Annotated in this window: 14 protein-coding genes, 2 tRNA genes and 1 pseudogene; 12 read left to right on the forward strand and 5 right to left on the reverse strand. The window is 64.8% G+C overall.

Annotated elements, in window-relative coordinates; translation table 11 throughout:
- The coding region (locus ACFOLG_RS02835; protein ID WP_386088153.1) for a biotin/lipoyl-containing protein at positions 1-1,001 on the forward strand (1,001 nt) is incomplete at its 5' end.
- Between the two features lie 363 nt (positions 1,002-1,364).
- Here ACFOLG_RS02835 and ACFOLG_RS02840 read toward each other — a convergent pair.
- The 3 genes from ACFOLG_RS02840 to ACFOLG_RS02850 are packed head-to-tail and all read right to left on the reverse strand — an operon-like array spanning position 1,365 to position 5,051.
- On the reverse strand, positions 1,365-2,522 hold the full coding sequence (locus tag ACFOLG_RS02840) for a M20 aminoacylase family protein (RefSeq protein ID WP_386088155.1): 1,158 nt from the start codon (positions 2,520-2,522) through the stop codon (positions 1,365-1,367).
- Positions 2,523-2,537: 15 nt separating this feature from the next.
- Entirely contained in the window at positions 2,538-3,752 is a 1,215-nt protein-coding gene (locus ACFOLG_RS02845) for a diaminopropionate ammonia-lyase (RefSeq protein ID WP_386088157.1), read from the reverse strand.
- 45 nt (positions 3,753-3,797) lie between these two features.
- The gene (locus tag ACFOLG_RS02850; RefSeq protein ID WP_386088159.1) at positions 3,798-5,051 is read right to left on the reverse strand and encodes a Zn-dependent hydrolase; all 1,254 of its coding nucleotides are present in this window, start codon (positions 5,049-5,051) and stop codon (positions 3,798-3,800) included.
- Between the two features lie 133 nt (positions 5,052-5,184).
- On the opposite strand from ACFOLG_RS02850, the gene ACFOLG_RS02855 reads away from it, so the two are divergent.
- The 5 genes and pseudogenes from ACFOLG_RS02855 to ACFOLG_RS02875 all read left to right on the forward strand — a co-directional run bounded on the left by ACFOLG_RS02855 (position 5,185) and on the right by ACFOLG_RS02875 (position 7,192).
- The gene (locus ACFOLG_RS02855) at positions 5,185-5,664 is read left to right on the forward strand and encodes an Lrp/AsnC family transcriptional regulator (protein ID WP_386088161.1); all 480 of its coding nucleotides are present in this window, start codon (positions 5,185-5,187) and stop codon (positions 5,662-5,664) included.
- Between the two features lie 203 nt (positions 5,665-5,867).
- Positions 5,868-6,044: pseudogene (locus tag ACFOLG_RS02860) on the forward strand (hemolysin secretion protein D); the annotation flags it as partial.
- Between the two features lie 81 nt (positions 6,045-6,125).
- Positions 6,126-6,788, forward strand: coding sequence for a hypothetical protein (locus tag ACFOLG_RS02865; RefSeq protein ID WP_386088163.1), 663 nt, complete (start codon positions 6,126-6,128; stop codon positions 6,786-6,788).
- Positions 6,785-7,018, forward strand: coding sequence for a hypothetical protein (locus ACFOLG_RS02870; RefSeq protein ID WP_386088165.1), 234 nt, complete (start codon positions 6,785-6,787; stop codon positions 7,016-7,018). Before ACFOLG_RS02865 ends, ACFOLG_RS02870 begins: the two co-directional genes overlap by 4 nt.
- Before the next feature lie 24 nt (positions 7,019-7,042).
- Positions 7,043-7,192, forward strand: a complete 150-nt coding sequence (locus tag ACFOLG_RS02875; protein ID WP_386088167.1) for a DUF4113 domain-containing protein — start codon at positions 7,043-7,045, stop codon at positions 7,190-7,192.
- A 119-nt stretch (positions 7,193-7,311) separates the two neighbouring features.
- Here the strand turns inward: ACFOLG_RS02875 and ACFOLG_RS02880 are convergent.
- Together ACFOLG_RS02880 and ACFOLG_RS02885 are read right to left on the reverse strand one after the other, a co-directional pair.
- Positions 7,312-7,401, reverse strand: a tRNA-Ser gene (locus tag ACFOLG_RS02880).
- Positions 7,402-7,447: 46 nt separating this feature from the next.
- Positions 7,448-7,532, reverse strand: a tRNA-Leu gene (locus ACFOLG_RS02885).
- A gap of 161 nt (positions 7,533-7,693) precedes the next feature.
- On the opposite strand from ACFOLG_RS02885, the gene ACFOLG_RS02890 reads away from it, so the two are divergent.
- From ACFOLG_RS02890 to ACFOLG_RS02915, 6 genes are all read left to right on the forward strand, one after another.
- Positions 7,694-8,383 carry a Bax inhibitor-1/YccA family protein gene (locus ACFOLG_RS02890; RefSeq protein WP_386088169.1) on the forward strand — a complete coding sequence of 230 codons (690 nt, stop codon included), beginning with the start codon at positions 7,694-7,696 and terminating at the stop codon, positions 8,381-8,383.
- 781 nt (positions 8,384-9,164) lie between these two features.
- A complete protein-coding gene (locus ACFOLG_RS02895; protein WP_386088171.1) occupies positions 9,165-9,698 on the forward strand; it encodes a DUF5943 domain-containing protein in 534 nt (177 codons plus the stop codon).
- A gap of 8 nt (positions 9,699-9,706) precedes the next feature.
- Positions 9,707-11,767: an oxidoreductase gene (locus tag ACFOLG_RS02900; protein ID WP_386088173.1), complete on the forward strand. Its 2,061-nt coding sequence runs from the start codon at positions 9,707-9,709 to the stop codon at positions 11,765-11,767.
- A 1-nt stretch (position 11,768) separates the two neighbouring features.
- A complete protein-coding gene (locus tag ACFOLG_RS02905) occupies positions 11,769-13,658 on the forward strand; it encodes a (Fe-S)-binding protein (protein ID WP_386088175.1) in 1,890 nt (629 codons plus the stop codon).
- 24 nt (positions 13,659-13,682) lie between these two features.
- On the forward strand, positions 13,683-14,819 hold the full coding sequence (locus ACFOLG_RS02910; RefSeq protein ID WP_386088177.1) for an electron transfer flavoprotein subunit alpha/FixB family protein: 1,137 nt from the start codon (positions 13,683-13,685) through the stop codon (positions 14,817-14,819).
- Positions 14,819-15,592, forward strand: a complete 774-nt coding sequence (locus ACFOLG_RS02915) for an electron transfer flavoprotein subunit beta (RefSeq protein ID WP_386088179.1) — start codon at positions 14,819-14,821, stop codon at positions 15,590-15,592. Before ACFOLG_RS02910 ends, ACFOLG_RS02915 begins: the two co-directional genes overlap by 1 nt.
- Positions 15,593-15,612: the final 20 nt, after the last annotated feature.

Genomic DNA, 15,612 nt, shown 5'->3' on the forward strand with positions numbered 1-15,612 from the left:
GCCGCAGCTACGCGCCGTTCGAAGCCGACATGCGCGCCGGCACCGCCGCGGTGTACCACCACGAAATGCCGGGCGGGCAGGTGACCAATCTGCGCGAACAGGCGCGTTCGCTGGGGCTGGAGGCGCGCTGGCCGGAAGTGGCCGCAGCCTATGCCCAGGTCAACCTGCTGTTCGGCGACATCGTCAAGGTCACCCCTACCTCCAAGGTGGTGGGCGACATGGCGCTGTTCATGGTCTCCAACGACCTCACCCCGGCACAGGTGGCCGACCCGCAACGGGCGATCGACTTCCCGGACTCGGTGGTATCGCTGTTCAAGGGCGAGCTGGGCTACCCGGCACACGGCTTCCCCGAGGCCTTGCAACGCAAGGTGCTGAAGGGCGAAGCGGCACTGACCCAGCGTGCCGGCGCGCTGCTGCCGGCGGTAGACCTGGCGGCCGAGCAGCAAAGCTTGGCCGCCAGCCTGGGCCGCGACTGCAGCGAACAGGAACTGGCCTCGCACCTGATGTACCCCAAGGTGTTCAAGGACTTCGCCGCCCACAGCGCCCGCTTCGGCGATGTCTCCATCCTGCCGACCAGCGCCTTCTTCTACGGCCTGAAGGAAGGCGAGGAAGTCTGCATCGAACTGGAACGCGGCAAGACGCTGATCGTGCAGCTGCTGGGCCGCGCCGACACCGACGATGGCCACGTCAAACTGTTCTTCGAACTGAACGGCCAGGCGCGGGTGATCAAGGTGGCCAAGGCCGGCGCCGCTGCCGCCAGCAGCCAGCCGAAGGCGGAGGAAGACAACCCGCACCACGTCGGCGCGCCGATGCCGGGCATGGTCAGCACCGTGCTGGTGGCGCCGGGGCAGCGGGTGCAGCAGGGCGACACGCTGCTGACCATCGAGGCGATGAAGATGGAAGTGGCGATCAAGGCGGAGCGCGACGGGGTGATCCAGCAGGTGCTGGTGGCGTCCGGCAAGCGCATCGCCAACAAGGATCTGCTGCTCACCTTCCAGTAAGCGCCGGCGGCGGCGTGCGGCCAACGTTGGGCGGTGTCGTGCTGGCGTTGGCCGGGTCGCGGCAGGCGCAGGGCGCCTGCGTACGCGACCCTATCTACCGGCCGGCGCACAGGGGGCTGTCACTGCTGGCGGCCGAAGCGGTGTACGAGCAGGTGCCGCAAGAAGAGGGCGAGCCACGCCGCCTTCTCTTGCGCCGAGGTGGCGAACCCGGCGATGCCACAGGGCAGGGGCCGCCCGGTCTGCACTAGGCCGCTGCTGGACGCATCGCCGGGGGCGGCTTTTTTCATCCCGGCGGCGCTGCCGGCCGGGCAAGCAAAAGGCGGCGTGCCACTGGCACGCCACCTTCGCTACCCACTAGCGCGGTTAGGGCTTGGACAGCGCCAGCCTGGCCAGCTCGGCAAAATAGCGCGCGCCGGTCAGCAGGATGTCGTCGTTGAAGTCGTAGCCGGCGTTGTGCAGCGGGGTGGCGCCGGCCTCGCCATCGCTGCCGTTGCCGATGAAGATGAAGTTGCCGGGCACCTGCTGCAGGAAGGCGCCGAAGTCCTCGGAAATCATCATCGGCGTCACATTGCCGTCCACCTGGCTGCTGACCGCGCTGGCTGCCGCCACCGCCAGGCCCACATACTCGGGCGAGTTCACGGTAGGGGCGAATTCATGGCTGTAGCTGAATTCGCAACTGGCGCCATGCGCCTGGCAGATGCCTTGCGCCAGTTCGCGCATACGGCTTTCCAGCAGCGCCTGAATGACCGGGCTGTAGCTGCGGGTGTCGCCGCGGATGATTGCCTCGGACGGGATAACGTTGCGCAAACCATCGGTGATGAACTCGGTGCAGGACACCACCGCAGACTGACTGGGGTCGACATTGCGCGCTACCACAGTCTGCAGCGCCAACACGATTTCCGCGCCGATCACCAGCGGGTCGACGCCCATATGCGGCCGGGCGGCATGGGTGCCGCGGCCACGGATGCGGATGACGAAGTTGTCCTCGCTGGCCATGATGCCGCCTGCGCGGGTGGCGAAGCTGCCGGCCGGCATGCCGGGCATATTGTGGGCGCCGAAGATGGCATCCACCGGGAAGCGCTCGAACAGGCCGTCGGCCATCATCGCCTTGGCGCCGCGGCCGTGTTCCTCTGCCGGCTGGAAGATGAAGCGCACCGTGCCGCTGAAGTCGCGGCTGCCGCTCAGCAGCTGTGCCGCGCCCAGCACCATTGCCATGTGGCCGTCGTGGCCGCAGGCGTGCATCTTGCCGTGGTTGCAGGAGGCATGCTGGCGCTCCGGCATGTTCTCCTGGATGTGCAGCGCGTCCATGTCGGCGCGCAGCGCAATCACGCCGGAGCCGTTGCCAACCTGCAAATTGGCGACCACGCCGGTACCGCCGATGCCGGTGTACACCTCCAGCCCCATGTCACGGAGGCGGGCGGCGACAAAGGCGGCGGTGTTGACTTCTTCGAAGCCGGTTTCCGGGTGGCGGTGCAGGTGCTGGCGCCAGGACTGCAGTTGGGCTTGCAGGGTATGTTGCATGATGCTTGCTCTCCCTTACTGACCGTTTGCCATCAGCCAGCGTGCCTGCCGCGTGCCGACGCTATGCGCGGATTCCCGCACCAGTTCTTCGTACACGCCGGGTGCCGTCGCTCCCTCGGTATTGACTACCAGCACCCGGGATTGACGGTCCAGGCCGACTGCCGCCGCCATGGCGGGGTTGTCCACCAGCACCTGCAGCCCGGCCAGGCCGGCGGCGCCCGATTCCCCCGCGATGACCGGCACATCCTGCAGCGAGCCTGCGGCCAACGTTTGCATGGCGTGCACCGCATCGCGGTCCTGGATAGTGATGAAATCGTCTACCGCCAGTTGCAATACCTGCCAGGCCAGTGGCGAGGTTTCGCCGCAGGCCAGGCCGGCCATTACCGAGTCCACCGAGCCGGTGGCGCGGGCGGCGCAGCCTTGCAGGGCGCTCTGGAACAGGCAGTCGGCCTGCACCGGCTCCACCACGATGAAGCGCGGGCGCCTGCTGCCGTAGTGCTGCCACAGGTAGCTGGCGACACCGGCAGCCATGCCGCCCACGCCGCCTTGCAGCAACACGTGGCTGAACGGCGTACTCTCATCCAGCTGTTCGATAATCTCGGCGGCAATGGCACCGTAGCCCTGCATCACATCGCGCGGAATCTCTTCATAGCCATCGTAGGAGGTATCGGATACCACGTGCCAGCCATGCGCTGCGGCCAGGCTTGCCGCCTCGGTCACCGACTCATCGTAGTTGCCGCTGATGCGCACGATGCGGGCGCCGTAGGCGGCGATGGCATCCTCCCGTTCCTGGCTGACCTGGGCATGCAGCACGATGACGCAGGCGCAGCCTACGCTCTGCGCCGCCGCGGCCAGCGCGCGGCCATGGTTGCCATCGGTAGCGCTGATCACGGTCAGGCCATGCACCTGATCGCGGTAGTCGCCGCGTAACAGCCGGGCGGGGTCGAGCTCCGGATTCAGCCTGGCCAGCAGGCGGATCAGCGCCGCCGGCGCACCCAGTGCCTTGAAGCTGCCCAGCACCGAGCGGAACGATTCATCCTTCACCGCCAGCTGTGCCACGCCCAGCCGGCTGGCCAGTGCCGGCAGCGACCACAGCGGCGTGGGCTGGCGGCTCAGTTGCGACCATTGCGCCAGCCAGCGGCGGCTTTCGTCGCCGGCCTGCATATTGAGGATGCGCTTGAGCGACTCGGGGTAGCTGCCATGGCTGGCTTGCGCGTTATGGGTAAGCATAGGGTTTGTTCTCCAGGCAAAGACGGGGGTGAGTGGGGTGCGGCATCAAGCCAGCAGGCGGCGGGCAACCACATCCAGCAGCAGCTGCGCGCCCTGCAACAGTTGCGCGTCATCGGTATGCTCCCGCGGGTTGTGGCTGATGCCGCCGCGGCTGGGTACGAAAATCATGGCGGCGGGGGTGATGCGGGCGATCATCTGTGCGTCGTGCCCGGCGCCGGAGGTCATGCGCCGGCAGCTGAGGCCGCGCTGGCGGGCGGCGCGCTCTATTTCCGCCACCAGCGGCTCGGTGAAGTGCACCGGTTCGAAGCGCGCCAGCTGCTCGCAATGAATGCTGACCTGTTCGTTCACCTCCAGCTCGGCGATGAATTCGCGTAGCGCCTGCTCGGCCTGTTGCAGCCGCGACTCGTCCGGGTCGCGCAAGTCCACCGTCAGGACGGCCTGGCGCGGAATGACGTTGATCAGGTTCGGCTCGAAGCGCAGCGAGCCGACGGTGGCCAGCGTGCTGCCGGACTGTCTGGCCCACTCGCGGACGAAGGTGACGATGGAGGCGGCCGCCCAGCCGGCGTCGTGGCGCAGCTGCAGCGGTGTGGTGCCGGCATGGTTGGCCTTGCCGCGGATGGTCAGCTGCTGCCAGGAAATGCCCTGCAGATTGGCCACCGCGCCGATCGCGATGCCTTCCGCCTCCAGCACCGGCCCCTGTTCGATATGCAGCTCCAGGTATTCGTGCGGCACGATGCTGCCTGCGGCCAACGTGCCGGCATAACCGATGCGCTGCAGCTCGTCGCCCAGCCGGATGCCGTCGCTGTCGCGGCTGTCCAGCGCCTCCTGCAGCGCCAGGCCGCCGGCATGCACCAGCGAGCCCATCATGTCCGGCTGGAAACGCACGCCTTCTTCGTTGCTGAAGGCCGCCACCGTGATCGGCCGAGCCGGCAGCTGGCCGGCCTGGCGATAGGCGCGCTGCACCGCAAGGCCGGCCAGCACGCCGTAGCAGCCATCCAGCGCGCCGGCGTTCTGCACCGTATCGATATGCGAACCCAGCATCAGCGGGCGCACATCGGTGCTGCCGTTGGCCGCGGGCAGGGTGCCGAAGATATTGCCGATCTGGTCCACCTGCACCGACAAATCCAGCTGCTGCATCCAGCGCACCAGCTGATCGCGGCCGGCTTTCTCCGCATCGGTGTAGGCAATGCGGGTGCGGCCGCCCAGGTTCTCGTCGCGGCCGATGTCACCCAACGCCTGGATCTGGCGCAGCAAGGTGTCGCCATCAAGATGCAGCGCAGGGTGGTGGGGGTGGCTCATGTTTCGTCTCCAGTGAATGGGGTAGCTGGTGACGAAATAATATTTCTACGAGGCGCTAATTTTTTCTTGAATTAATGGTTGTTGGTGCAAGATATTTGCGTCTTTGACGCATCGGGCGCAAAGGGGAGCAGACATGAGCGCACAACTGGACAGCTACGACCTCAAACTGCTGATGGCGGTGCAGCAGGATGCTCGCACGCCACAGAACGAACTCGGCGAGGCGGTGAGCCTGTCCACCGCCGCGGTAAACCGCCGGCTGAAACGCCTGGGCGAAGAGGGAGTGATCGAGCGCTACACGGCGGTAGTGTCGCCGGATGCCGTCGGCTACGGTCTGACCATCATCGCCATGGTGGAGGTGGAGAGTGAGCAGATCGATCAACTGGACGCGACGCGGCGCAGTTTTACCGCCTGCCCGCAGGTGCAGCAGTGCTACTACGTGGCCGGCGAGTGGGACTTCGTGCTGCTGTTCGTGGTGCAGCACATGGAACAGTACAACGGCCTGACGCGGCAGTTGTTCTTCGGCAACGCCAACGTGAAGCGCTTCAAGACCCTGGTGGCGATGAGCCGCGACAAGGTCGGCCTGGCACTGCCGCTGGAACTGGGCGCGGGCTAGCCCACTGGGCTGGCCCGGCGCGGTGGCGGCGCCAGTCGATGGCCGGGCCGGTGTTGCTGTGTAGTGCCGTGCTGTGCGCAGCCGGCATCGCGTCTTGCCACCAAATTGCCACAAAAACTGCCTGATGGCCGCTTGCGGGAATGTACGGGAAATAAAAAAAGCGCCAGTCCCGGCAAGGCTTTCGGCCTGTTTTGCTTATTGGGATTTACGCCGCGCGGGTACGGCTGAATCAAAACCACCTGAATATCGACGGGGTGAAAGTGAATCTCAGTGCCGGCATGAATGTGAGTGCCGAGATCAAGACCGGCAAGCGCCGGGTGATTGAATATTTCCTGAGTCCGTTGCAGGAGTATGCGAGTGAGGGGTTGCGAGAGCGCTGATGGGGAGAAATATCATATTGTACTGCCTATCTTAAATAGGGGTGGCAGTGTTTAATGAATTCCCAATATGGAGGGTGAAAAATGCTTGGGCTGATGATTATCATTCCGTTGTTAATATATTTATATTTTGTATGTCGGTGGTCAAAATCCGGCTATCGATCGGCATTGGATAGATGGAAAAATCCACTACTAGCGAGACTGCTGTCTGGTTTAATTCTGCTTGGTGGCTTCGGAGTGGTTTTTTGGGATGCCATACCAACTTGGTACACCCATTACAAATTATGCGAAACCGAAGGTGGGTTGAAAGTCCACAAAACGCCGCAGCAGTGGATGATAGAAAACCCGGAGAGGTACCGCAAGGTTCTGGAAAATGCGGGATACCATGTGGATGCGAGACACATTAATAATGGAATTTATGAAACGACCATTATATACCCTGCATATGGTTTTCGTCGCGAGTATACCAGGTCAATCGAACGGGGTTATGCCTTTCATAATAGAATACAAATAAACAGGCTGTATGATGATATTTCTGGTCAGTTGATGTTAGAAAACATAGATTTCTATGGTGGCTCAGGAAATTCATCTCTCGCAAGTGGTGCAAATGATTTGGGTGCTTACAAATTCTGGACGCACACCGGGTCCTGTGAGGCTGCCTATCCAGAAATGGAAGACAAGTATTACTACCATGGGCTTAGTTTCGACAGAATCTATAGTGCAATTGCAAAATGGAATAAAAAATGAATTATATTGCTGATCTTTACTGGCTAGCTTCATTGGCCCAAGCTTCATATGCAAACCTTAATGATGCTGTAGGCTTAGATGCTTCTGCACTGGCACTAAAATTGCAAAGTGACATAAAGGGTGCCTCGCTATTTGCCAACTCCCAAGCAGAAATGTTTTCTGCCGAGTGGGAGGTGCTCAATCACCAGCAGGATATGACCGATACGCTCGCCAGCCGACGAGTACCTTGAGGCTGTACTGGACTTGAATGCCTTATGGCGGTAATGGATCGGGTCAATGCCGAGTACGGTAGGGGAACGATCCGGTTAGCCAGCGAGGGATTGAAACGGGGGTGGGCGATGCGACAAGTGCAGCGGTCACCAGGTTGGACGACGCATAGGGATGAGTGCATCGTTGCCAGGTGATGCTATTTGTTAGTTCTGAGGGGGCTAATTTGTGGCAATTGTGCAGCAAACAAATTGGCTACCAGATTGCGCTGTAAAGGAATAAATTCCTTAAAAATCAGGGATTTATATTGAGTTATTGGCGGAAGCGGTGAGATTCGAACTCACGGAAGGCTCGCACCTTCGGCGGTTTTCAAGACCGCTGCCTTAAACCACTCGGCCACGCTTCCGTTGGGGATGGTGCCGACAGCGGGGTCGGTGCCATGTTTTGTAAGCTGGTGCGAAAGGAGAGACTCGAACTCTCACGCCTTGCGGCGCTGGAACCTAAATCCAGTGCGTCTACCAATTCCGCCACTCTCGCACGGCCGGGCTGTTGCTCGGCAGGGGTCGAATAGTAGCTTGCAGGTAGTGAAATGGCAAGCGCTTGCATCTCTTGTCATCAACATGGAAACTTATGTAACTATATGTAGTCGTAACGCTGCATAACCACACTTTACCTACAGAGCGAGGAGCCACGTCGCCATGCAACAGCAATTTCAACCTGCATTCCAGACCGCAAGTTACACCGCCAGCCGCCACAAGGTGCTGCGCAATACTTATGGCCTGCTGGGCCTGTCGATGATTCCTACCGTCATCGGTGCCGCCGTTGGCAGCTCGATGAGCTTTGCGTTCCTGGCGGCCAGCCCGCTGATGGGTTCGCTGGCGATCATGGCCGTGTTTTACGGCCTGGTGTTCGCCATTCAGGCCAATCGCAATAATGCGCTGGGCGTGCCGTTGATGCTGGGCTTCACGTTCCTGATGGGCGTGCTGCTGGGGCCGCTGCTGCAATACGCGCTGAAGTTTTCCAACGGCTCGCAGCTGATCATGGTGGCTGGCGGCGCAACGGCCGCGGTGTTTGCGGTGATGGCCGGTATCGCCACCACGACCAAGCGCGATCTGTCCGGCCTCGGCAAGTTTCTGACTGTCGGCGCCATCGTGCTGATGGTTGCCGTGGTGGCCAACCTGTTCCTGCAACTGCCGGCCATGCAGCTGGCGATTGCGGCGGCGTTTGCTCTGTTCAGCTCGCTGATGATCCTGTGGGAAGTGAAGAACGTGGTGGACGGCGGCGAGACCAGCTACATTTCGGCCGCGCTGGGCATCTACATCAGCATCTACAACCTGTTCACCAGCCTGCTGCAACTGCTGCTGGCGTTTGCCGGCGACCGCGATTAACGCCGCCGGTGCGGCATGAGCTATAGCTAGCCTGCCGCAACCCAAAAAAGCCACTCTTGGCGATCAAGAGTGGCTTTTTGTTTTTGCTGGCGCGCCAGTTGGCCGGCAGCAGCGGGTACTCAAAACAGCAAGTACAGCGCGGCCGCCAGCAGTACGATGGCGGCCAGTTCCGCTGCATGCTCCTTGATGATTTGCGGTAGCAGACGCATGGGTGCCTCCGGTGGTGGGCTGCGGGTAGCTTGTGCTGCAGTCTAGGCGTTTTCACGCGCGCGGCCGCCGGTGCCACGACGGCGGGATGTCGAAACCCGACAAATCCGCCGCCGCGGGCCGGGGCAGGGTGGCCGGCGATGGCGGCGCCGCGCCAGCCGGCAAGCCGCTGGTACGCGACGGCGCCTGCTTTGCCCGCTTCATATCTGCGTTGCGGCCAACCTTTGGCGATCAGCCCGGCGGGGCGGAGCGCCCAGTCGCCGTGCCATTGCACACGTGCTAAGCCACCGTGCCGTACGCGTGGCGCGACACTCGCCGGCCGGCGATGGCGCCCGGCGGTAATCGCGGAGCCGGCCTGCCGCCATTTATCGGTGCCACCTTGCCGGCACGCGCGGTTTTCCCTGCTCCGGCCGGGCCTCCGAGGCGGCAACAGGGCGGATTTCGCCATTTCGTGTCGGCAGGCGGCAAATACCGGTCGTTGCCGCCGAGGTTGGCCGCATGACCCTCATGCAACATTTCTCCTGACTGGCGGAGCGCAGCCCGCGCCCGCAACCCAACGTGCAGGAGACTTCTGATGCAACCACTCGTACCCATCGACGTCGACCAGGATACCGGCGTGTGGACCACCAACGGCCTGCCGATGCTGTATGTGCCGCGCCACTTTTTCGTCAACAACCACATGGCGGTGGAAGCCGCGCTGGGCAAGGGTACCTATGCCGAGGCGCTGTACGACGCCGGTTACCGCTCCGCCTACTTCTGGTGTGATAGCGAGGCACGCACCCACGGCCTGCAGGGCATGGCGGTGTTCGAACATTACCTGAACCGCCTGTCGCAGCGCGGCTGGGGCCAGTTCTCCTTTATCAGTGCCGATCCGGCCAGCGGCCACGCCAAGATCCGCCTCGACAATTCCTGCTTCGTACTGGCGCAGGGCGTGGCTGGCGCACCGCAGAGCGAAGGCATGGCCTGTTACATGTTTGCCGGCTGGTTCTCCGGCGCCATGGACTGGGTGGGTGAACACCTGGGCCACGACTATCACACCATCAGCGCGGAAACCCAGTGCGCCGGTGAGGGCGCCGAGTACTGCGTATTCACTGTCGAGCCGAAGTGAGGTGAGCCATGCGTTACCCGCACCTGTTTGAACCGATCACCCTCAACAAGCTGACCATCCGCAACCGTATCGTCAGCACCGCCCACGCCGAGGTTTATGCCGAGCCGGGCGGGCTGCCGGGTGAGCGTTACATCCGCTACTACGAGGAAAAGGCCAAGGGCGGCCTGGGCCTGGCGATCTGCGGCGGCTCCAGCCCGGTGTCGATCGACAGCCCGCAAAGCTGGTGGAAGTCGGTGAACCTGTCCACCGACAAGATCATCGATCCGCTGTCGCGGCTGGCCGAGACCATGCACCGCCACGGCGCCAAGATCATGATCCAGGCTACCCACATGGGCCGCCGTTCCAGCTACTACGGCGAGCACTGGCCGCACCTGGTCAGCCCGTCGGGTATTCGCGAACCGGTGCACCGCGGTAACGCCAAGATCATCGAGAAGCACGAAATCAAGCGCATCATCGCCGATTTCAAACAGGCCGCGCGCCGCATCAAGGCCGCCGGCATGGACGGCATGGAAGTCTCCGCCGCCCACCAGCACCTGATGGACCAGTTCTGGAGCCCGCGCACCAACTTCCGCGACGACGAATACGGCGGCTCGCTGGAAAACCGCATGCGCTTCGGCATGCAGGTATTCGAGGCGATCCGCGAAGAGGTTGGCCGCGACTTCTGTGTCGGCCTGCGCATGTGCGGCGACGAGTTCCACGAAGACGGCCTGACCCACGACATGCTGAAGGACATCGCGCAGGCGATGTCGGAAACCGGCCTGATCGACTTCCTGTCGGTGGTCGGTTCCGGTGGCGACACCCACAACACCCTGGCCAACTGCATGCCGCCGATGGCGCTGCCGCCGGAGCCGTTCGTGCACCTGGCCGCCGGCATCAAATCGGTATCCAAGGTGCCGGTGATGCACGCGCAGAGCATCCGCGACCCGAACCAGGCCGAGCGCATCCTGGCCAGCGGCATGGTGGACATGGTGGGCATGACCCGCGCCCACATTGCCGACCCGCACCTGGTGATCAAGATCCGCGACGGCAAGGAAGACCAGATCCGTCAGTGCGTGGGCGCCAACTACTGTATCGACCGCCAGTACTTCGGCCAGGACGTGCTGTGCATCCAGAACGCCGCCACCAGCCGCGAGGCCACCATGCCGCATACCTTCGAAAAAGCGAAGCTGCAGCGCAAGGTGGTGGTGGTGGGTGCCGGCCCGGCTGGCCTGGAAGCCGCCCGGGTAGCAAAAGAACGCGGCCACGAGGTGGTGCTGTTCGAGAAGAGCGACGTGGTCGGCGGGCAGATCGTGCTGGCCGCCAAGGCGCCGCAGCGCGAACAGATGGCCGGCATCATCCGCTGGCTGGACATGGAAACCCAGCGTCTGGGCGTCGATCGTCGCCTGAGCACCGCTGCCGATGAAGCGATGATCCTGGCCGAGAAGCCGGACATCGTGGTGCTGGCCACCGGTGGCGTGCCCAACAGCGGCATGGTGCCGGGCTGGGGCGTGGCCGAAGGCCTGGCGGTGACTGGCTGGGACATCCTGTCCGGCAAGGTGGAGCCGAAGAAGAACGTGCTGGTGTACGACGCGGTGAGCGGTCATGCCGGCTTTGGCGTGGCTGACTTCCTGTCCAGTCGCGGCAGCCAGGTGGAAATCGTTACCCCGGACGTGAAAGTGGGCGACGACACCGGCGGCACCACCTTCCCGATCTTCTACCGCCGCCTGTACGCGCAGGGCATGATCCCGACCCCGAACTTCTGGATGGATCGTGTCTACCGCGAGGGCGACAAGCTGATCGCCGTGCTGCGCAACGAGTACACCGAGGCGCTGGAAGAGCGCGCGGTGGACCAGGTGGTGGTGGAAAACGGCATCCTGCCCAACGACACGCTGTACTGGTCGCTGAAGGAACGCTCCAAGAACCAGGGCATCACCGACGTGCACACCCTGTTCGCCTCCCAGCCGCAGCCGTGCCTGTCCGAGCCGCTGCAGGGTGACGAATTCCTGCTGTTCCGTGTCGGCGACTGCATCTCCATGCACAACATCCACGGCGCGATCTACGACGCGCTGCGTCTGGTGAAGGACTTCTGACATGACACTCCCGCTCGCGCTTACCGGCCTGTTCTGGCTGGGCGCGGCCCTGCTGTCGCTGGGGCTGGCACGCCGTGCCGCCCTGTGGCGGCAGGGGCGCGACGCCCAGGTGGCCTGGTCCGGACTGTTTGCCATCCCGAAACGCTATTTCGTCGACCTGCACCACGTGGTGGCGCGCGACCCGTTCATCGCCCGTGCCCACGTGGCGGTGGCTGGCGGCGCGATAGCGGTGCTGGCGCTGGCTGCGGCCAACTATGGCCTGATGCTGTACCTGCCGGCGCTGGACGTGCTGATGCTGCTGGCCGCGGTAATGATGTTTGCCGGCGCGCTGCTGGTGCGTTCGCGTCGCCAGTCGCCGCCGCCGCGGCTGTCCAAGGGCGCGTGGAACCGCCTGCCCAAGAGCCTGCTGCTGTTCGCGGTGGGGGCGGGGTTGGCCGCAGTGCTGGCGCTGAGCGGCGATGCGCTGGGTAGCGCTGCCAAGCTACTGGCACTGCTGGCGCTGGCCGGCCTCACCCTGGGCGGCGCCGAGCTGGCGCTGGGCATTGGCCTCGGTGGCCCGATGAAGCACGCGGTGGCCGGCCTGCTGCATCTGGCCTTCCACCCGCGCCAGGAGCGGTTCTCCGGCAACAAGCGCTCCACCGACCTCAAGCCGCTGGATCTGGACGCCAATGACTTCGGCGTGGAAAAGCCGGTGGATTTCGCCTGGAACCGGCTGCTGTCGTTCGACGCCTGCGTGCAGTGCGGCAAGTGCGAAGCCGCCTGTCCGGCCTACGCCGCCGGCCAGCCGCTGAACCCGAAGAAGCTGATCCAGGACATGGTTACCGGTCTGGCCTCCGGCGACGGCCAGGGCTATGCCGGCAACCCGCATCCGGGGCAGGCGCTGCGCGGCGGTGATGCGCAGCAGCCGATTCTCGGCGGCCTGCTGGCGGAAGACACGCTGTGGTCGTGCACCACCTGCCGCGCCTGCGTGCAGGAATGTCCGATGCTGATCGAACACGTGGATACCGTGGTCAGCCTGCGTCGCCATGTCACGCTGACCCGTGGCACGGTGCCGAACAAGGGTGCCGAAGCGCTGGCCAACCTGCGCGATACCGACACTGTGGGCGGCTACCCGTTGGCCGCACGCTACCACTGGGCGGTGGATCTGAACGTACCGGTGCTGTTGCCGGGCGAGCACGCCGACTGGCTGCTGCTGGCCGGCGAGGGCGCCTTCGACATGCGCTACCAGCGTGCGCTGCGCGCCCTGGTGCAGGTGCTGAAGGCGGCTGGCCTCAAGATAGCCGTGCTGGGCGAGGCGGAGCCGGACTGTGGCGACCTGGCGCGCCGCCTGGGCGACGAGGCCACCTTCCAGCAACTGGCCGACAAGATGATGAGCACGCTGCGCCATTACCACTTCGAGCACATCGTCACCCCGGACCCGCACTTGTTCCATTGCCTGGCCAACGAATACCCGGCGCTGGGCGGCAACTACCGCATCCAGCACCACAGCCAGGTGATCGCCGAGCTGCTGGACAAGCGCCAGCTGCCGCTGAAGGCCGATGCCGAAACCACCACCATCACCTACCACGACCCGTGCTACCTGGCGCGCTACAACGGCGAGACCGATGCGCCGCGCCGCGTGTTCAAGGGCATCGGCATCAAGGTGGTGGAGATGGAGCGCGCCGGCATGAAGTCGCGCTGCTGCGGCTGGGGCGGTGGCGCCTCGTTCACCGATATCCCGGGCGAGCGCCGTATTCCGGACATGCGCATGGATGATGTGCGCGCCACCGGCGCCGGCACCGTGGCCGTGGCCTGCCCGAACTGCACCGCCATGCTGGAAGGCGTAGTGGGCGAGCGGGCGGAAGTGGTGGAACTGGCCGAGCTGGTTGCCGCGCGCCTAGTGAAAGCCTAGCCCCAAATAACAGCGGAGAGAGTCATGTTCAACAATAGCGCCATTCCGCGTATCGACCCGCGCCGCCCGTATGTGATCGGGCCGTCGGGACTCAAACGAATCGTGCTGGGCGAGGAGGTGGGCAGCCGCGATGTGCAGCAGCAGGCCCACGGCCACGGCCAGACCAAGCCGCTGCGCAGCAACGGCCCGTTCCAGCGGCGCAGCCTGGTGGTGATCCACACCGACCGCGGCGCGCTGGACGAGGCGGCGCGCGAAACGTTGGCCGCAGCCGCCATCCTGGCGTCGGCGGAAACCGAAGTGCTGGCGCTGCTGTTCGGCGGTAATGCCGACAGCGTGGCCGCCGCCGGCGAGGCCGGTGCCGACCGCGTGCTGCTGGCGGAAGACGCCGGCTACACGCCGCAGCGCAAGCTGGCGTTGCTGGCCGAGCTGTGGCAGCGCGAGGCGCCGTCGCAGCTGTGCCTGCCGGATCGCGGCGCCGATGCCGACCTGGGGCGGCGCTTTGCCAGCCGCCAGCGGCTGGCGGTGGCCTGCGACGTGATCGAAGTGGTGCCGGGGCGCGAGGTGCGCAGCCTGGCGCCGGCCGGGCAGTTCGCGGTGCAGCCGCTGCCGCCGGTATTGCTGCTGGCGCGCAAGGCGGCGGATGCCCGCCTGCCGTTCCGCGGCCTGGGCGTCGATGGCGGCGCGCTGGCCTTGCCGCCGGCCAGCGAGCAGGTGCGCGACCTGGGCAGCAGCAGCTGTCCGGCCTCGCAGCTGGCGCTGGAGGAAGCCGACCTGATCGTGTCCGCCGGCAACGGTGTGCAGGACACCGCCGGCCTGCGCCGGCTGGCCGAACACATGGGGGCCGCCGTCGGCGCCTCGCGCGTGGCGGTGGACGACGGCCGCTTCGCCCGCGAGCAGCAGGTGGGCGCCACCGGCAAGACGGTGCAGGCCAGCGCCTATCTGGCGTTCGGCATCTCCGGCGCCGTGCAGCACCTGCAGGGCATCAAGGAATGCCGCCATGTGATTGCCGTCAACCTGGACGCCGCCGCGCCCATCGTCAAACGCGCCGACCTGACCCTGGTGGAAGACTGCCAGGCGCTGATCACCGCGCTGAACCAGCTGCTGGCCGCCGAGCGCGCCGGCGGCGAGCGTGCGGCCAACCCTGTGCTGGAGACTGCCTGATGAGCAAACAGAACCTGAAAGTGGCGGTGCTGCTGGCACCGGCCACCCACCCGGTAAGCGGCCGCCCCTGTGCTGCCGCCGCCGACAGCGCCGCGCTGGCGCTGGCGCTGAAACTGGTGCCGTCACCGCAGCACCTGCTGGTGCTGTACGCCGGTGATGCCGACGATGCCGCGCTGGGTCCGTACCTGGCGCAGGGCGTCAGCTGCATCAACGTGCTGCCGGTGGTGGCCGGTGCCGACATCACCCGCGTGCTGGCGCGCCAGCTGCAGGATGTGGATCTGGTGTTGTGCGGCCGCCGCGCCGGCGGCGGGCAGGGCAGCGCCATGCTGCCCTACCTGCTGGCCGACGAATTGAACATCCCGTTGCTGCCGGATGCGCTGCAGCTGCAGTTGCGCGCTGGCGAGCTGGAGGTCGAGCAGTTCCTGCCCAAGGGGCAGCGCCGCCGGCTGGCCGCCGCCTTGCCGGCAGTGGTGGCGGTGCACGAGCGCGCCTGTGCGCCGCAGCCATATGTCTATGCGCGACTGCAGCAGGGGCAGATCCGCCACCTGTCGCCGGCCAGCCTGCAGCCCGGCGTGGTGCATCTGGAACCGGCCAACCGCCGCGCGCGCCCGCTGGTGGCCGCCAGCAAGGCCAGCGGCCACGAGCGCATGCTGGGCGCCATTGCCAGCGATGGCGCCAAAGCCGGCGGCGTGGTCGTAAAACAGGGCGATCCGGTCGAAAAAGCGCAAGTTCTGCTGAACTACCTGCGCGACCATCATCTCGTCGATTTCTGACAACTACTTGCTGTTTTCCG

The organism is Vogesella facilis, from assembly GCF_042648525.1.
Classification (GTDB): domain Bacteria; phylum Pseudomonadota; class Gammaproteobacteria; order Burkholderiales; family Chromobacteriaceae; genus Vogesella; species Vogesella facilis.